Annotated in this window: 20 protein-coding genes and 2 pseudogenes; 12 read left to right on the forward strand and 10 right to left on the reverse strand. The window is 40.4% G+C overall.

What is annotated here, in order from left to right:
* Nucleotides 1–83: 83 nt before the first annotated feature.
* Nucleotides 84–197: pseudogene (locus H6G68_RS27095) on the forward strand (threonine synthase); the annotation flags it as partial.
* Nucleotides 198–224: 27 nt separating this feature from the next.
* Here H6G68_RS27095 and H6G68_RS07345 read toward each other — a convergent pair.
* Together H6G68_RS07345 and H6G68_RS07350 are read right to left on the reverse strand one after the other, a co-directional pair.
* Nucleotides 225–2,891 carry a caspase family protein gene (locus H6G68_RS07345; protein ID WP_190906039.1) on the reverse strand — a complete coding sequence of 889 codons (2,667 nt, stop codon included), beginning with the start codon at nucleotides 2,889–2,891 and terminating at the stop codon, nucleotides 225–227.
* Nucleotides 2,892–2,896: 5 nt separating this feature from the next.
* Nucleotides 2,897–3,280 carry a hypothetical protein gene (locus tag H6G68_RS07350; protein ID WP_190906040.1) on the reverse strand — a complete coding sequence of 128 codons (384 nt, stop codon included), beginning with the start codon at nucleotides 3,278–3,280 and terminating at the stop codon, nucleotides 2,897–2,899.
* 272 nt (nucleotides 3,281–3,552) lie between these two features.
* Between H6G68_RS07350 and H6G68_RS27865 the strand changes: the two are divergent.
* A pseudogene (locus H6G68_RS27865) lies at nucleotides 3,553–3,747 on the forward strand (NACHT C-terminal alpha/beta 1 domain-containing protein); the annotation flags it as partial.
* A 150-nt stretch (nucleotides 3,748–3,897) separates the two neighbouring features.
* Nucleotides 3,898–6,252, forward strand: a complete 2,355-nt coding sequence (locus tag H6G68_RS07355) for an arylsulfatase (protein WP_190906041.1) — start codon at nucleotides 3,898–3,900, stop codon at nucleotides 6,250–6,252.
* A gap of 101 nt (nucleotides 6,253–6,353) precedes the next feature.
* On the opposite strand, the gene H6G68_RS07360 is transcribed toward H6G68_RS07355, so the two are convergent.
* A complete protein-coding gene (locus tag H6G68_RS07360) occupies nucleotides 6,354–6,500 on the reverse strand; it encodes a DUF29 family protein (RefSeq protein ID WP_190906042.1) in 147 nt (48 codons plus the stop codon).
* Between the two features lie 107 nt (nucleotides 6,501–6,607).
* Complete coding sequence (locus H6G68_RS07365) at nucleotides 6,608–7,759, reverse strand: homospermidine biosynthesis protein (RefSeq protein WP_190906043.1); 1,152 nt, start codon at nucleotides 7,757–7,759, stop codon at nucleotides 6,608–6,610.
* A 217-nt stretch (nucleotides 7,760–7,976) separates the two neighbouring features.
* Between H6G68_RS07365 and H6G68_RS07370 the strand changes: the two genes are divergently transcribed.
* The 5 genes from H6G68_RS07370 (at nucleotide 7,977) to cobO (ending at nucleotide 10,540) form a co-directional block, all read left to right on the forward strand.
* Entirely contained in the window at nucleotides 7,977–8,336 is a 360-nt protein-coding gene (locus H6G68_RS07370) for a DUF433 domain-containing protein (protein ID WP_190906044.1), read from the forward strand.
* A complete protein-coding gene (locus tag H6G68_RS07375; RefSeq protein ID WP_190906045.1) occupies nucleotides 8,330–8,680 on the forward strand; it encodes a DUF5615 family PIN-like protein in 351 nt (116 codons plus the stop codon). Before H6G68_RS07370 ends, H6G68_RS07375 begins: the two co-directional genes overlap by 7 nt.
* Before the next feature lie 119 nt (nucleotides 8,681–8,799).
* A complete protein-coding gene (locus H6G68_RS07380; RefSeq protein WP_190906046.1) occupies nucleotides 8,800–9,276 on the forward strand; it encodes a hypothetical protein in 477 nt (158 codons plus the stop codon).
* A 144-nt stretch (nucleotides 9,277–9,420) separates the two neighbouring features.
* Nucleotides 9,421–9,690: a DUF433 domain-containing protein gene (locus tag H6G68_RS07385; protein ID WP_190906047.1), complete on the forward strand. Its 270-nt coding sequence runs from the start codon at nucleotides 9,421–9,423 to the stop codon at nucleotides 9,688–9,690.
* Between the two features lie 172 nt (nucleotides 9,691–9,862).
* On the forward strand, nucleotides 9,863–10,540 hold the full coding sequence (gene cobO, locus H6G68_RS07390; RefSeq protein WP_190906048.1) for a cob(I)yrinic acid a,c-diamide adenosyltransferase: 678 nt from the start codon (nucleotides 9,863–9,865) through the stop codon (nucleotides 10,538–10,540).
* 167 nt (nucleotides 10,541–10,707) lie between these two features.
* On the opposite strand, the gene H6G68_RS07395 is transcribed toward cobO, so the two are convergent.
* The 4 genes from H6G68_RS07395 to H6G68_RS07410 form a co-directional block, all read right to left on the reverse strand.
* Nucleotides 10,708–11,430 (reverse strand): hypothetical protein, encoded by a 723-nt coding sequence (locus H6G68_RS07395; protein ID WP_190906049.1) that lies wholly within the window; start codon nucleotides 11,428–11,430, stop codon nucleotides 10,708–10,710.
* A gap of 661 nt (nucleotides 11,431–12,091) precedes the next feature.
* Nucleotides 12,092–13,075 carry an RNA polymerase sigma factor, RpoD/SigA family gene (locus H6G68_RS07400; protein ID WP_190906050.1) on the reverse strand — a complete coding sequence of 328 codons (984 nt, stop codon included), beginning with the start codon at nucleotides 13,073–13,075 and terminating at the stop codon, nucleotides 12,092–12,094.
* Nucleotides 13,076–13,647: 572 nt separating this feature from the next.
* The gene (locus H6G68_RS07405) at nucleotides 13,648–15,378 is read right to left on the reverse strand and encodes a helicase HerA domain-containing protein (protein ID WP_190906051.1); all 1,731 of its coding nucleotides are present in this window, start codon (nucleotides 15,376–15,378) and stop codon (nucleotides 13,648–13,650) included.
* Between the two features lie 266 nt (nucleotides 15,379–15,644).
* Entirely contained in the window at nucleotides 15,645–16,439 is a 795-nt protein-coding gene (locus H6G68_RS07410) for a glutathione S-transferase (protein ID WP_190906052.1), read from the reverse strand.
* An 818-nt stretch (nucleotides 16,440–17,257) separates the two neighbouring features.
* Between H6G68_RS07410 and H6G68_RS07415 the strand changes: the two genes are divergently transcribed.
* Nucleotides 17,258–18,106, forward strand: coding sequence for a fasciclin domain-containing protein (locus tag H6G68_RS07415; RefSeq protein ID WP_190906053.1), 849 nt, complete (start codon nucleotides 17,258–17,260; stop codon nucleotides 18,104–18,106).
* A gap of 123 nt (nucleotides 18,107–18,229) precedes the next feature.
* Here H6G68_RS07415 and H6G68_RS07420 read toward each other — a convergent pair whose 3' ends face one another.
* Nucleotides 18,230–18,778: a YciE/YciF ferroxidase family protein gene (locus H6G68_RS07420; RefSeq protein ID WP_190906054.1), complete on the reverse strand. Its 549-nt coding sequence runs from the start codon at nucleotides 18,776–18,778 to the stop codon at nucleotides 18,230–18,232.
* A gap of 201 nt (nucleotides 18,779–18,979) precedes the next feature.
* On the opposite strand from H6G68_RS07420, the gene H6G68_RS07425 reads away from it, so the two are divergent.
* Complete coding sequence (locus H6G68_RS07425; RefSeq protein ID WP_190906055.1) at nucleotides 18,980–19,660, forward strand: HEAT repeat domain-containing protein; 681 nt, start codon at nucleotides 18,980–18,982, stop codon at nucleotides 19,658–19,660.
* 58 nt (nucleotides 19,661–19,718) lie between these two features.
* Nucleotides 19,719–20,294 carry a phycobiliprotein lyase gene (locus H6G68_RS07430; RefSeq protein ID WP_190906056.1) on the forward strand — a complete coding sequence of 192 codons (576 nt, stop codon included), beginning with the start codon at nucleotides 19,719–19,721 and terminating at the stop codon, nucleotides 20,292–20,294.
* Nucleotides 20,295–20,607: 313 nt separating this feature from the next.
* Here H6G68_RS07430 and H6G68_RS07435 read toward each other — a convergent pair whose 3' ends face one another.
* Nucleotides 20,608–22,086, reverse strand: coding sequence for a site-2 protease family protein (locus H6G68_RS07435; protein WP_190906102.1), 1,479 nt, complete (start codon nucleotides 22,084–22,086; stop codon nucleotides 20,608–20,610).
* A gap of 164 nt (nucleotides 22,087–22,250) precedes the next feature.
* Between H6G68_RS07435 and H6G68_RS07440 the strand changes: the two genes are divergently transcribed.
* Nucleotides 22,251–22,952 carry an MBL fold metallo-hydrolase gene (locus H6G68_RS07440; protein WP_190906057.1) on the forward strand — a complete coding sequence of 234 codons (702 nt, stop codon included), beginning with the start codon at nucleotides 22,251–22,253 and terminating at the stop codon, nucleotides 22,950–22,952.
* The last annotated feature ends 54 nt before the right edge of the window (nucleotides 22,953–23,006 follow it).

Below are 23,006 nucleotides of genomic sequence, written 5' to 3' on the forward strand. Positions count from 1 at the left end.
GGGGGATTACCATCCTATATTGCCTCATATACACTTGATCTGTTTTTAGTCTAAACTCCAGATGCTTGAACCCAACCTTGTATCTTAGAGGTAATGGTTTGAAAGATCCAGATACGGTTATTAGACACAGCTATGCTCAATTCAATCAGGGCATTGATGCTGATATTAATGCTTTGGCGGCGGCGATGAGATTCTGAAGACCATTTTATAGGAAATTACACGTATCACAGATCAATACCATTTTCATTCTGTTTTAGCTCTTGTTTTAAGCTTAGAAATTGTAATTCATCTAATTTTTCTACCCAATGAGGCAGACCCATTATATTATTCTCATGGCTCTCCTTAGCTAAACTTTGAGACACTGCCTCCAATCCAGATTTAAACCTCTGGAATAGTTGTTCAAATGTGATTTGCTCAAGGTCATGAACACCAAGCCTTTTAGCTCTTTGGATATTCTCATTGAGGTCAATTATTGTTTTTTTCTTATTTCTATCTCCAGAATCTTTTTTATATTTAACTCTTGGAGCAATTTCCAGTGCAAGTTTTGCTGAAGCACCCAACGCTTTTACATAAGCATCAGCAGATTTGTTACATAGCTTAAAAAAAGCAAATCCTGTATTAGAAAGATAAATCATTACACTTTCACCATCAAGGATGGGAATTGTATTATCAGCTAATGCGATCGCACATAACCACACAGAATATAGATAGTTGCCGTTTTCTCTTTCTGCAATAGCCCACGTATGATAAAACTTTCTATCCCTTGTAGTGAAAGAAGATTCTCGAAAGAGCCTGATACTTTGTGGGAATTTATAATTATCAAGATAAATTCCAGCCAAATGAGTAAAAAGCCTACGATCTCTTTCTACTTGATAATCAGAGTTTAAATACAAAACTTCTGCAATCTGAATTGCTAAATCAATTCTAGGAGTGGGTTTACTATTGGCAAAGTGATTGGGGAAGTCATATTGCCAGTTCACTATTTCTTGTCCTTTTCTGCCGATAACACCACTACCCACCAATTTCTGGGCAGATTTAGCTAATCTGGGATATATATCATCCTCAAAATTTTTGGAATAAGGTGGACGTGATAAAATTTCATACGCTGCTTCTGCTATAACTTGCTGGCGTGTAACAATAGGTTTTTTTCCATCATGCAGGATAATTTCATCGCCCAGTTCTTCTAAAATATCTACTCGTATCTGAGTTGGGTTGTACTGAATCGCCTCTGCTATGACAGAAAATTTTAAAAAATCAAGTCCTTCTTTGTGCATAGCCACAATACAAACATAGGCATCTAGAACATATTTCGCTCTTGGTTTACCTTTAATATCAATTAGTATCCTTTCAACTCGATCCTTTGCCGTTGTGCCTTCACAAATTTGCAACATAGCTGCTAGAAATGCTGCCTTTTCTGATTTTTGTTTTTCTAGTAGTTCTTGTACGGCATTTTCTTCACTTTTATTTTCTAACTTTCCTGCTTTTTTCCAAGCTTGTACAATCTTCCTAGCTTCATCTTCTTTCAACTTAGGCATAGAAATCTTGCTGCGACGTTGATCCCATGTCAACTCTTCACCATAATTCTGCCAAACAGTATCCCGACAGCAAAATAAAAACTGAATATCTCGACGAGGTAATGGCTCTGAAAAAAGCTCATGTACTGCTTTAATAAGTTGTCTAGAAGGATTGTCAGAAACTATTAACCATCTCTCATTATTACCAACTGGAGGTAACAACATTAAAAAAGTTTTCAAATCAGCAATAATCGGATCTTCCCACCAGATAATCCGAAAACTGGAGTCAGACCTAACTAAATTACAAATAGCTTGACGCAATGCAGTTGATTTACCCTCACAACCTGGACCAATTAATACTGTCAGCCGCAATCCACGTTCTGGAGGTCTTTTCAATGTATCGATCAAATCACCAACGATATTTCGATGTGGTATTTCTTCAGAAAGTGCCTCTTCCCAACCTGGATCACGTACATCAAAATAGCGGACAATTAAATCTGGAAAAATATTTTGAGCTTTTTGTTTAATAAATTCTTGCGTTACCTCAATCCATCCCTCTGGCAGTTTGAGTTCTTGATCAGTAGGTGAGACGATAAGCTTAGGTGATGCTGGACGTATTGGTGGAGAAATTAATTTAGGTTCTTTCCCAATAGTTTTTCTATTAGGATTTTTAGTTATCCAAACATCTTTATCAGCTTTGCTAATTTCAAAAACTGGAATTTGAGCATACTTAGAATACTCAGGAGATTTCAGTTTATTGTGAATATACGTAACAATATCATTAACACTAATTAATCCACTATTTGTTTCTTTTCCATCTAAACCTGTTTTAATCCCTTGGCAAAGTAAACTGGTAAAAACACTATGGGAACCATTTTCTAGTTCATAACTTTGCTGACTTTTTTTAGAAGAAGTTATAATGGCTATTCCTTGTGGTATATCATCCTCAATAATGAATATATTTTCATTACTTTTAGTACCAATAGCTGCACCGCTATAACAAGTGTCTAAAATCAAAATTGCACGACCTACTCCATTAACTTCTAACTGAGTAATGAGATTCTTGAATGGGTAAACGTTTTCCCCAAAACGTAAACAATAGTTATTATTAATTACTTTTCCGTGACCTGAAAAATACAATATTAATTGTGTTGTTGAATCCCAAGATTTTAATATTAAGGAAAATGCTTCCTCAAATTCTGTCTGGCTACCACATTGATGAATCAATGTAGATAGTTTAGGATCACAACTCCCAAGTTCTGGGTCGGTCAAAATTCCAAAAACTACAGCGGCATCTCTTTGTGATGCTTGTAATTCTTCACCTGTCAGGGCTGCTGTTACAAAAGCAATCCTTTTGATTTGATTATGATTCGGCATTGATATTATTTTCTAGATATTTTTATTTCGATATTTTCAATAATATCAGTTGGTAATAAAGAAATTATTTTAAAGATTCTATCTACTTCTTCTTTGTTAGTATTATCCAGTATGTATGTTTCGCCTCCTGAATAAATTGATAAGAGATATTTCGGATGCTCAGACTTCCAATATTGAACAGCACTAATGGCTGTTTGAACTCCTGTAAGTGCAAGACCGGCAATTGCCAAGCCTATTGTTAAACCACTATCTTTTGCTCCCGACTCAGGTTTGGTCTTCTTTTGTGCAACAGAGACACCGCATTCTTCTGTAATTAAGTCTGCAAGCTCAATTAAATCATTGGATACTTGCAGATATATATCACCTTCATATTTAATATCCACATTCATTTGAGATATCCCCTATTTATATTACGCGGATTTGGCACTCTATATGTCATATTATAACTCCCGGTTCGCCCATTGTAAATGGCTCTACCACTCCCTTTATGATATTCACAAATATATCATCTAAACCCTTGCTCTGACTGGATTTGAGATTTTAATATCTTCAAAAATAAGCGATCATTCTTAATTTAGACAAAACCCATATACAGTAATGGTTTTGGACATATTAAAGGGATATTTAATCATAAGGGGAACGGTAGAACCAAAAACATCTACAAACCGAAAACCTAGCTTTAATTATCAACAACTGCGAACCAAATCAAGAAATGATCAAATTCTGCAATAAACTAACAGATGTCTTACACATTGCCTTTATCACAGAACAACCATTAGACGCACCATTAAAAGGTTTTCCCAATCAACCAAACTTACTCAATGTTATTCAACATTGGATTAATGAAATAGGGTGAAACAATCAAAGATGAAACCATGCACGGTCTAGGATATCGTCTCAAATCACCAGACCTTTTGCAACGTTGCTGATTTTAAACCCCTCCTAAAGAGGATATAGAATTTCGGGGTTTTTGTTAAAAATTAAATATTCTCAAGAGTTTAGATTTATGTCTCTGCGTGAATACAAACCCGGAACCACCTTCCCTGGAGTCATCGGCCGGACAGTTGATAAATCCAGTCCAGCTTGGCCAGAACCGTTGCGAGCCAAAGAAAATACACCAAACGTCCTATTTATCGTCTTCGATGATACAGGTTTTGGACAATTTGGCAGTTATGGAAGTCCCATCAAAACGCCAAACCTAGACGCATTAGCTGCCAATGGTTTACGCTACAACAACTTACACACAACGGCTTTGTGTTCACCCACCCGTTCTTGTCTGCTGACTGGGCGCAATCATCATTCTAACGCCATGTCCTGCATTACAGAAGGGTCTACGGGTTATCCCGGAGGTAATGGGAATATTCCCTTTGAGAATGGGTTTCTCTCAGAGATATTACTCCAAAAGGGTTATAACACTTATGCCTTGGGAAAATGGCATTTAACGCCCTCAGACCAAGTTTCAGCCGCAGGACCCTATGATCGCTGGCCTCTCGGTCGCGGTTTTGAGCGTTTTTATGGCTTTCTGGGCGGAGAAACACACCAGTATTATCCAGATTTGGTTTATGATAACCACACCGTCAAGCCAGAAAAGACCCCCGCAGAAGGCTACCATTTAACCGAAGATTTAGCAAACAAAGCCATTAGCTTCATCGCTGATGCCAAGCAGGTTGCCCCAAATAAGCCTTTTTTCATGTATTTTTGTCCGGGGGCAATGCACGCCCCCCATCATGTCCCCAAAGAATGGGCTGATGCCTATGCTGGACAGTTTGATGATGGTTGGGAAGCTTACAGGGAAAAGGTTTTTGCCCGTCAGCAGGAAATGGGGATTGTCCCCGCAGATGCCGAACTTTCCCGCCATGATCCCGATGTCCCGCACTGGGATTCCCTCTCCGCCGCAGAAAAACAGCTTTATGCCCGGATGATGGAAGTATATGCGGGTTTTTTAACCCATACTGACTACCATATCGGTCGTTTACTCGATTTCCTCAAATCTATCGGTGAGTTCGAGAATACTGTAATTATGGTGATTTCGGACAATGGCGCAAGTTCGGAAGGGGGACCAACTGGTTCAGTGAATGAGAACCTATTTTTTAACAATGTCCCCGAATCCCTAGAGGAAAATCTCAAAGCATTGGATAAACTAGGCAGTGCCGAAACCTTTAACCATTATGCTTGGGGCTGGACTTGGGCAGGGAATACGCCTTTTAGGCGGTGGAAACGAGAAACCTATCGGGGAGGAATCAGCGACCCTTTAATCGTGCATTGGAGTCAGGGTATTGAGGCAAAAGGGGAAATTCGGACTCAGTACGCTCATGCTATTGACCTAGTACCGACTGTGCTGGAATTACTGGAAATTGAACCACCAACAACGATTAAGGGTGTTACTCAATCTCCCATTGAAGGTGTCAGTTTTGCCCATACTTTTAATCATAGTACCGCACCTACTAAGCACCTGACTCAATATTTCGAGATGATGGGACATCGTTCTCTTTACTATGATGGTTGGCGGGCGGTTTGTCCTTGGCCGGGTCCCTCATTTACAGAAGCGGGGCAGTTTTTTGGTGAGGCGATTTCGGCGGAAACTCTGACGGATTTGGATACTCATCATTGGGAACTGTATCACGTCGCCTCAGATTTTGCGGAAAATCACAATATTGCGCCTGATAATCGTCCTAAGTTGATTGAGATGATTGCTACTTGGTATGTTGAGGCTGGTAAGTATAATGTGTTGCCTGTGGATGGACGTGGTGTGCAACGACTGGCGGAAGAACGTCCTCAGATTACTGTCAATCGTAGCCGCTATGTTTACTATCCTCATACTCAGGCGATTCCAGCCGGTAGTGCGGTGAGGGTGTTAAATCGTCCCCACAGTATTACGGCTGATGTGGAGATTCCCACAGGTGGCGCAGAAGGGGTATTACTGGCTCATGGGGGTAATGATAGTGGCTATTCTTTCTATGTCCAAAATGGCAAACTGCACTGGGTTCATAATTATGTGGGGCGATCGCTCTATCATGTAGAATCTGGGTCATCTGTGCCGGCAGGTCGTCACCAGTTGCGCTTTGAGTTTAAAGTGACAGGTCAACCAGATTTAGCGAAGGGGAAAGGAACGCCAGGACGCGCCCAACTGTATATTGATGAGAAATTGGTTGGGCAGATTGATGTGCCTGTAACTACTCCCTTAGCGCTAGGTTTGACCAGTGGTGTCACCTGTGGAATTGCCCCTGGTGCGCCTGTAACACCTGATTATGAACCGCCTTTTAAGTTTACGGGTAAGATTTATAGTGTGATTGTTGATGTTAGTGGCGATTTGATTCAAGATCGGGAAGCTGAAATGCGGACTATTATGGCGCGACAGTAGGCACAAATACTTCCTGGGGTGGGGTTATCTCACCCACTATTGATCAATTTATTCATATTTACCTAGAACAACCATTTCATAGAACGGTTTTGACATTGATTTCAAGGCAACCAATCTTGATCTAATAATTGTTCGATCGCATAGGGACAGTCTTCAGGAAAACAAGAATTCATACCTGTTTTCTTCCTGACATATTTTAATGCTTTTTGATAATTTTTTGATTGATTTTCTTGTAAAAACCAATACATGGTACATCGTATTAGAAGTATGTCAGGGTAGGCAAATTATCATAGTTTGATATCTTAATCAGTAATGAATCTGCATTTGCCCACCCTACTAATATGATAATAAAACCCTAACGTTTAACCGGTGTACCGCAAGGATAAGTAGCTACTTCCTCTACACTCTCTTCCTTAACAACCGGTTTATCCTTCACAGCTAAATAATCTTTTTGCAAAGTATCTAACAATGCTTCTCGCTGGTCATACAACCGCTTTAAAGTTCGAGGTTGACACTGATTGAGAACATAAGCCGTTACCAAAGGCAGAGCTATTGTACTATCGGTATAACAAACGATCGCGCTAGGTAACTCATCTGGGTCAATCTTACCCCAACTCACAGCTTCTGCGGGAGTCGCACCCGATAATCCACCAGTATCAGGACGTGCATCTGTAAACTGGACAAAGAAATCATGTCCTCGTTCTTCTAATCCTAAAACCTCGTGAAGTTGCGGTTGTGTTTGTAATAAAAAGTTCTTAGGACTGCCACCACCAATAATTACCGCTGCACTTGTACCGCCGTTTTCTCGCGCCCCATAGACGATAGCTGCTGTTTCATTTACATCAATAGAGGGATCTATTACCAACTTTGAACCTTCTAACGCCAAAGCTGCCACATTCATTCCTATGGAACTATCACCAGGAGAAGAAGTGTAAATAGGTACGCCACATTCATAGGCCGTTGCTAATAAGCAAGAATTTTTGACACCCAATTGCTTTTCTATTTCCCACACGCACTTACCTAGCAAATGGTGAAACTCAGCCGTTCCCATACGTTTTTGGAAAGGTTCTGCTTGGAGAACTTTGCGAATAAAAGCATCGGTTTCTAGCAGTACGTCGTAACCAAAAATAATGTCATAAATTCGGATAGTTCCTTCTTCCCGCAATTTGACATCATCTAAAAATGGACTACCAGCAAACAGTTCAAAACCTAAACCATAGTGCATATCATGGTAAAGATTTGCACCAGTACATATCATCCAGTCAATAAAACCATTGCGAATCAGGGGCGCAAGGGCGGAAACTCCAAAACCTGCGGGTGTCATCGCCCCGGAAAGGCTAACCCCTACAGTTACACCCTCTTGAAACACTTCTTTAGTCAGCAGTTGACAGGCTTCCCGCAACCGGGCTGAATTGTAAGCGGTAAAATAGGTATCAATCAAGTCAACCACGCTAACATTGTTAGACATGGGGATAGGTGCAATTTTCTTACCTTGCTGTTTTGACATTCTTGAGAAATCCTGAATAGTAAATACACTGAATATAATGTTATCGCATTCAAATGTACGGAAGTTGATAAAATGTTATTTAGCTATATCAATTATCGGCAATTCTCAAGAGAATACTTTGGGAGTTATCTAGTTTTGTACTTCCATTGGAGCAAATCCAAAGGTATATCTAAACCAATATTTGCTATTATTAAACATAACTAACTTGTTATTAATTATGGCACAAGCGTTAGTGAATCTCTCTGAAGGAATTACATCCGAACCCCCACCATTGGAATTTACCACTGATGGCGTGATTAGGATAGGCAAAACTCGTGTAACACTAGATACGGTAATTGCTGTTTTCAAACAAGGAACAACAGCAGAAGAAATTGCTTACCGTTATCCATCCCTTAAACTTGCTGATATCTATGCTACCATTGCCTTCTACCTCAATCATCAACAAGAAGTGGAAGTGTATCTACAGCAAAGACACCAACAAGCACAGGAAACTCGCAGGATGAATGAGGCAAGATTTGATTCCCAAGGGTTGCGTGATAGATTGCTGGCACGGAAAGCAGAACGGGAAGTATGTTAAAACTGCTGGCTGACGAAAATTTTGATAATACTATTGTCAGGGGATTGTTGCGACGTAACTCAAATATTGATATTGACAGAGTCCAAGATGTTGGTCTTTTGGGTGAAGATGACCCAACTATCCTAGCATGGGCAGCCCAAGAAAACCGAGTTTTACTTACTCATGATGTCGCTACAATTACACATTATGCCTATGAACGAATCACACAAGGTCAGCCCATGCCAGGAGTGATTGAAGTTGTTACAGATGCAAGAATTGGGCAGGTGATAGAAGATATTTTACTTCTAATAGAGTGCTGTTTAGAAGAGGAATTGGCAGGACAAATTTACTATCTTCCTCTCTAAAAATCATACTTAAAGTAAAAAAGTAATTTTGTGGTATCCCAATATTGAACAATTGAGTTGATCTCTTTCCCTCTTCATTTATGATTAATTAGCGGTTAAGCAAGTTGGGTGGTTGATAAATGTACATAAATATTGAACATAACACATCCAATGAAGGGTCTTTTGGAGTAATAACTGAAAAAGACCTATCTGAAATATTGGATATTCTCAATTTAGAAAAATATATGCAGAGAGAGGTTACGTCAGAAGAACTTAAGAAGTCGGATTTAAAAGAAATAATCAGTGAACTTGAAAATGAAGCTGATGAAAGATTTTTCCAGGGTAATATCAGTCAATTGGGCAAGTTTAATTACCATGATAACTGTCATTCTCTAGCCCGTAAAATGCAAGAGAAGCGAGGATGGATAAGGGTTTTTGGTTATGTTTTTTACAAGGAGGATTTAGCTCAAACTTCAATAGTATTAAAATCACATTCTATCACTAGGGATGAATCTGGAACGTTAGTGGAATTAACTATCAGATTTCCTCCAGATTCATATCACTTCATTGAGCATGAAACTGGTCAATTTGGTATTGACTTGATAGCTTATAGATAAACACTTTTGAATCAATTTCACTGTTGATTTTTGAATTTTCAAAGCGATTCTTACGGAGTGCTATCTCTGCGAGACGCTACTGCGAACGCTATCGCACTTTTCAGTTTATAATACAGTCATCCCAGAGAATTTATTCACAAACCGATGCCAACCCTCACAGATATTTCCACTTTGATTGTTAGCACACAAGGTACTTGTGGTGGTCGTCCGCGAATTGCTAACACTCGCATTACTGTTCAGTATATTGTTAATGAGATTAAATCTGGTATGACTCCAGAAGAAATTATTGAAGATAAGCCTTATTTGACAATTGCAGGTATTTACACTGCGTTGGCTTATTATTATGCTAACAAGGAATTCCTCGATGCTGAATTTGTGGCATATCAAGAAGAATGTCAGCAACTCGAAGCATAAGCGCTTATATTGAAAAATTACCGAAAAAATAAATTCTGACAATGTTGAATTATTAAGATCGCAGCTAACAGAATTTGTGTGATTTCTGGTCTATCATGACTAATGAATTTGTCGAAGCAGAAAAATTATACTTCATTCTCTTAGTCTTAACAATTATTTATCAATAGAGTTTATGAAAAGCGACACACCCCAAGAATTAAATTCTGATCCAGAGATTTCGCGGTTGATTGATGAGGTAATGTCATCATCCCTGAGTGATGAACAGTACCGCAAAAAGATGCAGCGACGCAAGGAAGTACAAGATCAACGAATAGCTAAAGCCATACCAGAAAAAGGATTAATTATTGTCAATACTGGTAATGGTAAAGGTAAAACCACTGCGGCTTTGGGAATGGTGATGCGATCGCTTGGTCATGGGTACAAAGTAGCAATAGTTCAATTCATCAAAGGAGCCTGGGAACCTTCAGAAAAGAGGGCTTTCAGTCACTGGTCAGACCAATTAGAATTCCACGCTATGGGTGAAGGCTTCACCTGGGAAACTCAAGACCGTGATCGGGATCTCGACAAAGCCAGCACCGCTTGGAATAAATCCCTAGAATTCATCCGTAACCCAGACTTTAAATTGGTACTATTGGATGAAATTAATATTGCTCTCAAACTCGGTTATTTACAAATTGAGCAAGTTTTAGCCGGTTTAGAGCAAAAACCACCTGATAAACACGTAATTCTTACAGGTAGAGGCGCACCACCCGCCTTAATGGAAAAGGCAGATTTAGTCACTGAAATGACTCTTGTTAAACATCCTTTCCGCGATCAAGGCGTTAAAGCTCAAGCCGGAATTGAATATTAATCACGTTAATCAATTTTGGATTTTAGATTTTGGATTTTGGATTTTAGAGTTTGGATTAATCCCAGAGCAAAAAAGTAAAGAATCTGCAATCATACCGTTTAATTTTCAGGCTGATAGTAATAGTCAGTCAGGGAAAAACCCCAGTTGATGATTGCTATTTATGAGCATCACTCTTGATTACACAGCTGTAAAATCTTTCTGTCATTAGCGCTGATAGTTTTGAGCGGACGATAATCTTGTAGTGCAACTGAGTAAGCATAAGTGATTGAATCATCATTCGTAAGTTGAGGTATCCTACTGGTTGTGGACACCTGAATTGCACCAACTTCCCCTGGAGAACTCCTTACAGTCATTGCCAATTCTCCTGAGTTAGCGATCGTACCTTGAAAACAACTAAACTCAGAATTCGGCATATACAATGCACCTATCACCTGACCTTGCTGTTTTTGAAATACAATATAGCCTTGTCCCAGCTGGTTTGGTGCTGATGACTGACCATAGAGGTAAATTCCATCTTTTTGGGGTAAATTTGCTGGTACTGATAGTCCCAAGTTGTTTCTAGTTGTGGGAACTATGTTGACATTTTTATTCTCTGCTTCTGAAGAAACTTGCTCTATTTTTTCTAAGTTATTACTGTCAAACTCATCTGTCTGTAGTTGACTTTTTTGTTCTCTGATTTCTCTGAGTTTAGACAAAAGAGAGGTTTTCTCAGTACTCTGAACTTGATTCGTAGATAATTGTAAATTTGCAGCTATTGCACTAGATGTCAGCACTGTTTTATGCTTGCCACTGACAAAGCCCAAACCTACAATGCCAAAAGTTACAAGTAAGCCAACACCTGCAAATTTTAACCGAACTGGAGTAATAAACTTAGAAAAGTTGTTAAGCACTTAATTTCTCCTGTAACAAAATTAACGATTTTCCTGTTACTCATGTAAATAATAACTAAACACTATGACTTCAAAGTTCCATCAAAGGTTTTATATATTGTCTGGAATCAAAAATAATCAATAAAGGAAGTTTTCTGGAATTTTAGTCGATTATTTAGTAATAACATTACTAGATAAACTTAGGCTTTACCTAAGATATTCACCCCTGTGGGGGATGAAAAATAATATTTTACATATTTTAACTTTGGCATTTTTTTGTGGATTTTTCAGAGTGAAATAATACGAAAGTTTTTTTCAGGGATAATTGAGATTTAATCTTGACTACTTCACATTTCTGAGATTAACCATATATTTATAGCAACGGACAGGGCGGTTAGGACACCAACTGATTATAAAACCTAGACACCAAAAGACTCTTCAGACTGTCACCTGTCACCTGTTCCCTGTCACCTGCTATAGCTACAACAGCAAGTCTATCGATTCCGCATTACCGTCAAAGATTTTCGGAAAATTATTTTGGCTCTGATTTTGAGGCAAAAATCTGGAAAATGATGCATCTGGAGCGTCCCCGTGTCTTTTTGAGAAAAAAATTGCCCCCTGGATTCAGGAGGCGCACCGCCAAAAGCGATGTCTATGGATAAGTTGCGGTGCGTGTATGCTTCTAGCTCGCAACGTATTCTTTAACATTGGCTCGACGGCGACGTAAATGAGCAAGAGCCTGATGCTCTAATTGACGAACACGCTCACGGCTGAGGTTCAACCGCTCACCGACTTTCGCCAAAGACATTTCATTTCCATCTTCTAAACCAAAGCGCAGAGCCACAACTTCTCGCTGTTGGGGTGTGAGTTCTGCTAATAGGTTATTTAGATCTTGGCGCAAGAATTCCTGAGTGGTGTAATATTCTGGCGATGGCCCGTCATCTTCCAGCATTTCTTGCAGTTCGGTATCCTGGTTATCACCAACTCGCACATCTAAAGAAACTGGTTGACGCGCCATGTTCAGATACTCACGAATCTGAGCAGGTTCTAATTCCAGTTCTTTGGCGATTTCTGTAGGTGTAGGGGATCTTCCTAACTTTTGCGCCAATTCCCGCTGCACTTTTTTGATTTTGTTCAGTTTCTCGGTAATATGGATGGGTAGACGGATGGTGCGACCTTGTTGTGCGATCGCTCTCGTAATCGCTTGACGAATCCACCAGTAAGCATAGGTTGAGAACTTATAACCCCGCATGGGATCAAATTTCTCCACCCCTCTTTCTAATCCCAAGGTTCCTTCCTGGATTAAATCCAGAAATTCCATGTTCCTTTTTTGATACTTTTTCGCAATAGCTACAACCAAGCGTAAATTTGCTTCAATCATTTTTTGCTTGGCTCGTTTACCAAGCACCAAAGTCTGCTTGACATCGGGTTCAGATTGATTAACATGGGCAGCCCACTCTGGTAAACTAGGTTCATGGTCTAGTTTCTTTGCCAAAGCTTCCTTAGCTTCTAGCAGTGTCATCATTTGTTGCACCTGCTTCCCATAAACAATCTCTTGCTCACGGGTTAGCAGAGGTACACGACCAATTTCCCGCAGATAGGTTCGCACCATATCAGCTGTGAATTTGGTGTTCAGGTTTTCAGTTTGGGTGTTAACAGTAGGCATTGGTGCGTTGTCCTCTACTCCCTAAACAAAATGTATCTTTTCTCAACTAGGGCGGATTGAAAAGGGTGGTATAAACATCAATAGATATAGGTGAGCTACCATAAGCAATTAATTTATATAGCCGTTTTCCAGACGGTGGTACCCTGGAATGGGTTCCCCTCCCCTTCCTCAATTTTGGAATCTCTTAGAAGCACACTGGTCTGTTTTCAAGAATTCTTCTTCTCTTGGGCTGCTGGCAGCAGCGATAAAACACGAAGTCAGTATGAGTTTTACTTCTTTTATAGTACGGCAGATCTGGCGGATAGTAAAGTAGCCCAGATAAATCTTACAATTATAAAGCAAAATGGGCTGACTGCTTAATTTGGTTTTAAAGTTCCTTAAAAACGCTGACTATATCTATAGTGACTCCAAAAACCCCTCTTCTGTTGCCTGCAAGTAGCCGGATAACCGAACTTATGAAGCTACCATGATGGAGGGATGTCACGAAATGGTCATTGGTCATTGGTCATTGGTCATTGGTCATTGGTCATTGGTTATTTACACATAACTTTCGACTCTTGACCAAATTGTTACTAAAAACCTAAATCAGCTTTAGCTAATTCTGCGGCTGCGAAAACTTCTGCATCTGATTTTTCTTCCCAGGCTTGGTCGCCCATTTCCGTGTAAAATACTGAGTCATAGGGACGGGTACGCACAACTACTGGCATGGGAACGGCGTGACCTAAAATTAATGCTTGTTGCTTGGAGTCTAACTTTGCTAATACTGAGCGCAAAGCCCCAGCACCAGATACACCTGTAAAAATTGCATCAATGTCTTTTTCATCGTTCAGCAAAGCCGTGATGCGAGTCCCAATTTGGGACATAACTTCATTATCTATCCCCGACGGACGTTGATCAACTACTAAAAGTGTTACGAAATATTTCCGCAGTTCGCGGGCTATGGTTCCAAAAATCGTACTTTGTACCACTCCTGGGTCAAGAAAGCGGTGCGCTTCCTCAATTGTAATCATTAATGGCGTTGGTCGATCCAAAGGATTCTTGCTTTGGAGAAACCGATCTGCTCTTTTGACATAATGCTCGTGAATGCGTCTGGTGATCATATTTGTCACCAACATATAGGATAGCATATTTGACTGGGAACCAAATTCAATCACTACATTTTTCCCAGCTTCTAAAGATTGTAAAATCTTATTAATATAGTTTTGGGGACAAACTGCCCGCATGTATTTTAAACTATCTAAGCGTAACAATTTACGTTGTAAAGAAGTAATAGATCCTGGGTGTCCTGGCTTGTCATCACAAAAAATCTTAATATCCTCACTAGTCATATTGAATAACTGGGGAATCCAAGATTTACCTAACTCGTTGCATAAGATATTGGCATTATCTAAAGCTGCTTCTGAAAGTCCTAAATCTTTTCCACATAATTTAATATCTTCAACTTCAATTTGCTCATAGCTAAGATAGAGTTCTTGAGCATCTCGTACACCCCTGCGTTTGGTTGATTCGGGGTCAAGAGTGTAAACTTCGACTTTACCGGGAAATAATTGTTTTAAACCTTTGACGGTGTTAACTTCTTTACCTTCTGCTACTGCTTCCCAGCCATATTCTGAGTGCATATCAAAAATCAAGTTAACAGCCGCATTTTTGCGAATTATACCAGCTAAAAGTAGGCGAGTCAGGAAGGATTTTCCAGTCCCTGATTTCCCAAAAACGCCGTTACTCCGTTCTACAAATCGGTTTAAATCAATACAAATCGGCACATCCATATCTAATGGTTTACCGATAGAGAAGTTGTTTCTGTGAGGATCATCTTCCCAACCAAATACCCGCCGAAAATCATCTTCATTTGCGTCGTAGACTTGGCTAAAGTGACTGGGAATGGTTTTGACGGGGAGCAATTCCATCGTCGTGCTGGTTTGGGGTTGAAATGAGGCTAAACCCTTGAAGGACGGAACAAATGAATTTACAGATTTACCGTTAGGGGAGGATAAAGATTCATGAGATTCAGGGGTAAACATCAACATTGGTGCGAGGTTGACCATTCCATAGGTTCCGCTTCCCGCTAACACCTCGCGCAAAAATGTATCTTCCCAACTTGGGGGACTAGCAACAATACGTGCATTCGCAGCACCTAAAGCTACATCTGTCAGCATACAGAAAAAGCGCGATCGCATCCCCTGTACCACCAAAAATTTACCCACCCGCATATCTTCTACAGAAATATCCGGGTGTAGTCTGACCTCTAAACCCCCAGTTAGTGAACCTTGGATGACTGAACCTAATGGTTGTCCTGAATTCATTTTGTTAGTTATTAGTCATTGGTCATTAGTCATTAGTCATTAGTCATTAGTCATTAGTCATTAGTCATTATTCATTGGTCTTTGGTCATTAGTTATGGTGATTGGTGATTGGTGATTGGCAAAAAGTCTTACCTGTCACCTGTCACCTGTCACCTGTCACCTATCACCTATCACCTGTCACCTGTCACCTATCACCTATCACCTGTCACCTATCACCTGTCACCTGTCACCTGTCACCTGTCACCTATCACCTGTCACCTAATTACCTAATCAATCTGAATTGAAGTTGGCGCACTTGGCGCAGTTGGAGTTATGGTTGATAGAGGTTTTCTGAACTGAGCGTAGAGGCGATCGCGCCAAGTGAAGAATGGTTCATAATCAGGATTATCCGCTAAACCGGGGACTCCTTTACCTCTGAGAGATGGGGGTAAATCCAAGTAAGAGCCTTCTGGAAACTTCAACAATATCGATAATCCCGCGACTGCTAAATCAGCTATGGTTGGTTCATCTCCCAATAAATAAGGACTATCTGCCAATAATTCTGTGAGAATGTCTAAATCTTGTTTTAGACTAGCGATCGCTGCACTAATCACATCTGGAGTAAAACCCACCCCAAAGCCCAAAACCGAGAGAAAATCACTGGGTACACCTTCTACCAGACTTTTGAAAATATCTGGTGTCGAAACAGGTAATAAAGACTTACGATAATCTTGATCTTGACTAATCGCAGCAAACAAAGCTTTTCTACCCTTAATCCCAATAGTCTCATCAGCCCAATCTTCTAGCAATAAAGCCTGAGCGCGTTTTTTCTTATCTGTTGGTATCAGTGGACGATCTGGATATTCTGAGTCTAAATACTTAGCAATTTCCGTGGAGTCTACAATATATTTATGACCATCCTTTAATACGGGTACTTGTTTCTGACCGGTTAAACGAAACAATTCTACTTGTCCAATTCCTGGTGTCACCTCAATTTTGCGATACTCTAACCCTTTATAATCAAGGCATAGACGCACTTTTTCAGAATATTGAGATAATTCCCACTGATATAATTCCAGCATATTGTATACCTGATCACTCACCTTATTTATTGACTTGACAATTCTATCTTTAGGTACAGTAATTTTTCGAGTTATTAGATTATTATATCGGTAAATTCATGAAAAATAAAGTAGAAAATTCTCCAAATTTTTGCCTTTATTAATAGCTAACCAAAATATTTTTACCAGCACATTAAAAAATAAAATTCCGAAAACAATAATTTAGTTTCATAGGGACTAACCTGGTGCAAGAAGGCAGAAAACAGGGGAAACTGGAGGAAGGAGGAAATAATAGACTTCCAAATAAAAGAATATCCTATCGCTTTTAGGGTAGGGGAGCGATATTGCAGGGAGAAGGGGGAGGAAAATTGATTTTGATTCTGTGAAATTGGATAATTTATTTTTTGGAGTTCTCTAAAGCTGGTTTTTAACCTTTTTCACAGGATAGTTATTTTAGTTATGCTGCACTAGTAAGCTGTCACGCTTTTAAATTGCACATTTTTATGTTTGGGCAAAATGTCGCAAAACCTCTCCCCCTCAACCCAAAAGTGCAATTTGTCAGCCTAATATTTGAAACGGCGGCATAAATATAGCGACTATACCCCAATGGGGAAGCAAGCTACAAAATTTCTGAACAGCCCTCCTCATCAGCTTTTAAAATTTTAAATTTTTAATTATGCCAACGCCTAGCATCTCCTAGAGAAGCAGTACTAGCTTATGATCACGACCTAATCTGAACCTGGACTAAAAATCAGATTTTCGGTTCTAGTTAGATTTTGGTTTAACAAAATGTTATAAGTTTTTATGTAGCTTGTTAACAACGAAGACAAAAACAATTTATGAATGCAAATTACAGCAAATCATTGACCAAATTCGCGGGTATAGTCGGAATAACTGGCTTTAGCCTCCTGATTACTTTACCATCTCAAGCCAAAGAAGTCCTAAATCCTCAGCCGAGTATTTTCAACGAAGCTCCCTATAATCGGAGTCAAAGAATTCAAGAAAATTATCAACCTCTATCTACAGAAAAGGGCAATACTAAGGGCAAAATACAGGTCAAGCAGAAAGGTGGAAGTGGAGTACTCAATCCTAGACCAAGTATTTTTAATGAACCTCGCTATAGAGGTCGTAATACATCTGGACAAACTCAACCCGGGAAGACGGATACAGAAGTTCCTACCACTCCAGGAACTCAAACACCTGTTAATACTCCACCTCAGCCTACCCAAACACCTGCCAGTACAACACAAACCAAAAACCTTGTAGAAATAGCAGAATCCAACGGCTCTTTTACAACCTTGATCAAGGCTTTAAACGCTGCTGGACTGACAGAAGTATTGAAAGGAAAGGGTCCTTTCACTATTTTTGCTCCCACTGATGCAGCTTTTGCAAAATTACCACAAGACGCTGTGCAGGATTTGTTAAAGGAGGAAAATAAAGAAGTATTAGTGAAAGTTTTAACTTATCACGTGGTACCGGGTAAAGTCCTTTCTACCGATTTGAAAGCACTTTCTACCGATTTGAAAGCAGGTCAAGTCAAAAGCTTACAAGGTGATTCAATTAGTGTGAAAGTTGATCCTGAGAAAGGTGTATTTGTCAATGATGCTCAGGTAACTAAGGCAGATATTCAAGGAAGCAACGGTGTTATTCATGTAATTGATACTGTGATTTTGCCACCTAGTCTGTAGAATTAAACCCTTGCAGATAAATTTTGCAAGGAGTTTGTAAAAGGTTTTGCTCTCAAACAAAGATAGAGACGTTTCCTCAAACGTCTCTACAATGTGAACTATTTGAATGCAAATCGCTGTAAATTAGCGAGATTTAGTAGTCTTGCCGTTACCAGACTGTGCTGCTTGAAGTAACTGCGGTATCAACTGGTCAATTTTTTGTGCTGTCTGCTCTTCCTGCTGCAAGTTTTGCTGTAGCAACTGCACTACTTCTTGTTGTCCCATCCGTTCAGCAACTGTAATCAAGCCACGATAGCAAGCAATCTCGAAATGCTCAACTTTGGACTGGACTCCCGCTAAACCTAAGTCCAGAATTGTGGGATTATTAGCAGCTAGTAGCATGAATTTTTGACCATCACTAATCACACCAGCCGCAGCTTCACAAGTAACCCGTTGTGGTTGCTGTTTCAAAGTGCTGAAAACCTGCTCTAGATTTCGGATTTGCTGCTCGGTTTCACGAATATGGGTCTCAATTAGAGACTTACACTGGTTGTTTTGACAACATTGCCACATCATCTGCTGTGCTTCTAAGAAGCGATTTTCAGCATCGTACATCGCACCAACTTCGTAGATAAACTTATCTTGCAAGCTTGTGATTTGTTTGACACCTGGACGTTCGCTAAGTTGAACCATTGTGATTCTCCTGAAAGTTTGACGCTGTACTCTACAGTCGTACCTTTAACCCTATGTTTAGCCTTGATTCTTCTCTTCACACCTGAGGCACAGTTAGGGGTGGGATCTGAGTGATAACTGGAATACATTAGACTTACACCTGGGGCATAGGTAGTTAATTAAGTTAAAGTAAAGATAAATTAAGAAAGTGCCGTAAACTCAATGAATGCTCCCAGCTTAGAGATAATTTCTACTCAGTTAGAAAGTCCAAATTTGCGCGATCGCATGGTAGCCCTGGCCAGCTTGCGTCATATATCCCCAGAAGATGCTGTACCTTTGATTAAAAAGGTTTTAGATGATGAATCTCTGCAACTGCGCTCAATGGCAGTATTTGCTCTAGGTATCAAGCAAACCCCAGAATGTTATCCCATATTAGTGAGAATTTTGGAAACTGACCCAGATTATGGTATCCGTGCTGATGCTGCTGGGGCTTTAGGATATTTAGGTGATAACAGAGCATTGGAGGCTTTATCACGGGCATTTTATGAAGATACTGATTGGCTAGTTCGATTTAGTGCGGCTGTATCTCTCGGTAATATTAAAGACCCCCGCGCCCGTGAAATTTTGATTAAAGCACTCGATAGCGAAGAAGTAGTCATCCAACAAGCGGCTATTTCCGCTTTGGGAGAAATTAAATCTATTGAGTCTGTAGATCATATCCTACGCTTTGCCCAAGCTGAGGATTGGTTAGTGCGGCAGCGTCTTGCAGAAGCTTTGGGTAATTTGCCCACTCCCAAGAGCATCTCAGCTTTGAAATACCTAGAAAAAGACAGTCATCCCCACGTTGCGGAAGCTGCCACAATTTCTCTCAAAAGACTGGAAGAAATAGACCAGCAAGTTTAAGTTAAAGGACTCCTGCTAGTTTTTAATAATAAAAGTAGGATTTAGAAAATTTTGATTCATGAATATTGAAGAGTTTTTTGAGTTAAGTGCTGGTAAATGGTTTTCTCATCGCACAAGTCACCATTTGGCTTTTAAGCAATCAGAAGACGGTAAATCAGACATCGTGATTGAGATGCTGGCCGCAGATCATCCAGAGGTGATTAAACTGTGTGAACAGTATGAAATTCAACCTAGTACAGCTTCCTGTGGTGCGCGAGTTACCTGGAACGGCACAATGGAATGGGACGAGGAAAAACACCAAGGTTCTACCGTTTTAGCCACAGTTCCTGATGCAGATAATCCAGATGAAGGTAAGTTACTGCGGGAAATGGGTTACGCAGAGAAAGCCCCCGTCGCTGGCAGCTATAAAATGGGCAATGATGGCGCTCTTACTCTCATTACTGAGTATGAAACCATGTGGTCTGAAGAACGCTTGTGGTTTGCTAGTCCCAATTTACGGATGCGGGTAAGTGTCCTGAAGCGTTTTGGCGGTTTTAGCATGGCTTCCTTCACTTCGGAAATTCGCGTGGGTAGCACTGCTGTATCTACAAAGGCTACTGAAGCGGCTAATGCAGTTAAAGCCACCGCAGGCTAAAACTTTATACTACAAGGGCAAAGCCCGCACGGACGGGCTTGCTTTTTATTTATAGCCGTGGACAGGGTGGTTAGGACATCAATTGATAATGAAACTCCCACTACAAGAGGGTTATACTCCTGACTCCGGTCACTGAGCGTAGTCGTTCGCGAAGCGTCTCGTTCACGTAGTGTCTCCGACAGGAGAAGAGAAGTGCTGACTCCTGACTCCGGTCACTGAGCGTAGTCGTTCGCGAAGCGTCTCGTTCACGTAGTGTCTCCGACAGGAGAAGAGAAGTGCTGACTCCTGCTATATTTTCCCTAAAGCCCAGCTTCTAAATTTGCAACACACGAGCCAAGAATTCAGGTAATGGCAGCACAATCAACAATAATAAAGCTATTGCCACTAATCCCAAAACATCACGTTTATTATCAAGTTCTGTGACATCATTCAGTGCAGGTTCATCAATCAACGGCACGAATAATAAAATAATTGCCCACAATAAAAATTCTTCTCGGATAAAAGAAAGTAGTAATAACAATAAACGAGCAATTTGACCAATAGCAACTGCGGTGCGTTGTCCAAACATAGCATGGACAATATGTCCACCATCAAGTTGTCCCACGGGCATCAAGTTTAATGCCGTCACAATCAGTCCTAAAAACCCAGCTACTGCAACTGGATGCAAATCAATAGCTGATTTTACTGTTAACTCACTTCCTAATGCTAACTTGGAGAGCAACGCTAATAAAATTGAATATTTGGGATTAAGAGAATTAGGATTCAAAAGTCCGGGTTTTTCGCTGAGAGGAACTATTTCCGAATGAGCTAACCCCCATAGGAGTAAGGGCAAGGTAACAACAAAACCCGCAATCGGACCAGCTATACTGACATCAAATAAAGCTTTGCGGTTGGGAATCGGACTACGCATCTGAATAAATGCCCCAAAAGTTCCCAAGAAAAATGGTACAGGGATAAAGTAAGGTAGTGTCGAACGAATTTTGTAGAATCGAGCCGTGAAATAGTGACCAAGTTCGTGGATACCTAAAATAGTCATTAACCCTAATGCATAGGGTAAGCCTTTGAGAAATATAGTTGGGTCAGATTCTACTTGCGTGAATTCAACACCAGCAATTTTCGCACCCATCAAGGTAGTAGTTATTAAAGTAGCTGCTAATAGTAGGGTTGCTATGACTGGTTGAGTTAAATTGTCTCGCTTGCTGTTGGTACTTTGTTTAGCAGCTTGAGTATTGGGAACGAGTACAAAAAAGGGCTTACCATTCATACCTTCTTGAAATATCACCAAGAAGCGATCACCAAATACTGATTCAATATTTGTTTTAATCTGCTGATAAGCATTAATAGGTGTAGTTCGCAACTGACCCCGACAAATCACTGCTTGAGGTCGATACTCAATGTTTTGGATATAGTATACAGACCAAGAAAAGCAATTTCGTAGTTGAGTTTCTTCTGCTGGCTCAATGGGACGTACTGGTGTTGGCACTGGGTTAGAATGATTAGCTGATGGTAATACCGGGTCAGAAGGTTGAGTCTGTGTATCTTCTGGTACTCGCCGACCCCACTGAAACAACAGCCAGTATAACAGCAGGGATACAACTGAAGGCCAGATAATCAGCGTTGCTGGAGGCGGTTGTTTAGCACCATAGATCAGCGTCCAACCAGTCAACACAAAAGATGGTGTCATTAACACCAGCCACAACAACCACACAGGCGTTCGGGTGATCTGAGCCACGCTGCGCTGAATTATTAGATAAGTAGCTAGTCCTAGTAACAGGAGAAACCAAAATGCCATGTTATCTTCACCAGTTTTGACAGAATGCCTACCTGTAGTCTTTGTCAAAGATCATGACTACAAAAAAGACTGAAATTGCTAATTTTTTAACTACAGTTAACAGCGTTGGGTAAATACACTGTAACCTGATTGTTCATCACTCCTCAGTTTTGGTTTGTTTATTTATGTCTCTCTTACCTCAACAGCCAAGTCATAGGACTAAGCCACCAATAACTGTACTTTCTGACGAAGTGCCTAGAGAAGAAAACTTACCGACAAACTTCGCACTCAACACCATTTTTGCATTTCCACCTAATAGGGATACATTAGGGGGAACTTCTTACTTGATTTTCAGAAATGAAGGTAATATCCTGATAGACTGCCCCGCTTTAGACAAGACGAATCAGGATTTTATGAGCTTATGTGGAGGTCTGCGCTGGTTGTTTATCACTCATCGCGGTGCTATTGGCAAAGCGGCAGAAATTCAGCAAATCTTTAACTGTGAAATTCTTATTCAAGAACAAGAAGCTTATTTATTACCTGGCTCAATTGTCACCACCTTTGGTCAAGAATTCACTCTTGATACCACAGCACAAGCAATTTGGACACCAGGCCATTCTCCCGGCTCATCATGTCTATACTATCGTGAATTTGGGGGCGTGCTATTTTCTGGACGGCATTTAGTTCCCAACCAACAAGGTGAACTGCTCCCACTCCGCATACCAAAGACTTTTCACTGGCCAAGACAACTTAAAAGTCTTCAAGCCTTGCGCGATCGCTTTACACCAGAAACTTTACAATACATTTGCCCCGGCGCTAATATCGGCTTTCTCCGAGGCAAACATTTCATAGATCAAGCTTATCAACGATTGGTAATGAGTAATTGAAGGCAGGGGGCAAGAGGCAGGGGGCAGAAGGCAGGGGGCAGGGGGCAGGGGGCA

Source organism: Anabaena catenula FACHB-362 (assembly GCF_014698735.1).
GTDB lineage: Bacteria > Cyanobacteriota > Cyanobacteriia > Cyanobacteriales > Nostocaceae > Anabaena > Anabaena variabilis_A.